The organism is Arthrobacter sp. 05N428_2 (genome assembly GCF_056397065.1).
Genome location: NZ_JBFTMR010000036.1, coordinates 1 through 1,797, shown reverse-complemented (window position 1 = coordinate 1,797; position 1,797 = coordinate 1). Strand labels below are relative to the sequence as shown.

Below are 1,797 nucleotides of genomic sequence, written 5' to 3'. Positions count from 1 at the left end.
GCCGTTGCCAGGCCCTTCGTGTAGCCGATGACCCAGGTTTGGTTGTTGTATTGGTTGGTGCCGGTTTTTGCGGCGTCCGGGACGCCAAGTTTTTGTGGGATGAGCAGGCCGGAGCCCTTCGTGAGGACGTCTTGGAGGACGTTGGTGGTGGCTTTGGCTACGTCTGGTTTCAGGGCGCCGGGCTGGCATGAGGGTGTCTGGCCGCCAATTTTGTTSCCTTGGGCATCGTCGACTTCGGTGATCGAGACGGGGATGCAATAGGTGCCGTCTGCGGCGAACGTCGCGAACGCGTTGGCCATCGTGATGGGGGCGACGTCCTGGCTGCCCAGGATATTGCCGAGGGTGGAGAGATCGATCTTTTGGTCCTTCCCGTCGCCCAGGTGTAGGCCTATGGCGTCGGCCGCGCGCTGGACGTCGCAGAAGTCGTTGAGCCCGGCGAGGGAGGCGAAGGTGGCGGTGTTGATCGATTGGTAGATGCCTTCCCGGACGGACATGGGTCGGTACCAGGTGGGTTCGTCGTTCTGGAGGTCGGTAGAGGGCGGGAGAGTGCTGTCGAACCAGCCCTGGACGGGGTGGCAGGTGGTCTTCCARGGGTAGTTGATGCCGTAGCGSCGCCTCGATGCGTCGACGATCTGGTCTGTCGGCTTACCCTCGCCCAGCCAGGCGGCCAGGGTCACGGGCTTCATGGTCGAACCTGGCTGCATGCCTCCGACGCCGCCYAAGTCGTTGCCGTTGGCATCAGCGCTCTCGACGTTGAAGTTGTAGTCCGAGACGAAGCTGCTGCCCTGGTTRCCTAGCTTGCGTGAGTTCTGGGCCATGGCGAGGACCTTCCCGGTGCCCGGCTGGATCGTCACGAGGGAGGTGCCCCACTTGTCMGTGTTGGCCCCTGTTGTGGCGTCGACCTGGGTCTGGGCCGGKKCCTGMAGGCGCGGGTCAAGGGTGGTCTTGATGGTCAGGCCGCCGCGGGTGATCTTTTCGATCCGGGCGTCCGGGGTTGAGCCGAAGGCGGGATCGTTCTGGATCTGGTGGAGGACGTAATCGCAGAAGTACTGTGCCTGGGCCGCGTATGCACAGCCCTGTTTGGGTGGGTTTACGTTGAGCTGGAGAGGGGTGTTGGCGGCGTCGTCGTGCTGTTGTTGGCTGATGTAGCCGTGCTGGAGCATTGCGTCCAGCACGAGGTCGCGCCTGTCTTTGGAAGCCTGGGGGTGCTGGGTCGGATCATAGAGTGAGGGTCCGTTGACCAAGCCGGCAAGCAGCGCCGCCTGGGGCAGTGTGAGGTTTTTGGCATCGAYGGAGAAGAAATATTGGCTGGCKGCCTGGATGCCGAAGGCGTTGGCGTTGAATGACACGAGATTGAGGTAGCCGGCGAGTATCTGGYCCTTCGAGAATTTCTTCTCGAGGGCGATGGCAAGTCTCATTTCGCGGATCTTGTCGCTGATGCCCTTCTGCCCGTTGAGCACCACCTGGGTGTCCTTGCCCTGGGTGATGAGGTCCTCGTTCATAACGTTGGTGACGTACTGCTGGGTCAGCGTGGAAGCACCCTGGTGGCCGCCCCCGGCGTCGGTGGCGAGGGCCCGCAGGATGCCTTGCGGGTCGATGCCGCCATGTTGATAGAACCGGGAGTCCTCGATCGCGACGATGGCATTCTTGATATTCGGCGACATCTGCTCAAGGGGGATCTGTGTACGGTTCTCGCTGAACAGGGTCGCGATTTGCGACCCGTCGGCTGCGAGGACCCTCGTCACCTGTCCCGGCGGGGCCACCGTCAGGTCGCTGGGCAGGCTGTCAGAGAGCTGG

The 1,797-nt window shown here is 62.7% G+C and carries 1 protein-coding gene; it reads right to left on the bottom strand.

Annotated elements, in window-relative coordinates; genetic code table 11:
- Nucleotides 1-1,797, bottom strand: a 1,797-nt coding sequence (locus AC1DGI_RS18185) for a transglycosylase domain-containing protein (RefSeq protein WP_476899834.1), incomplete at both ends; no start/stop codon positions are given.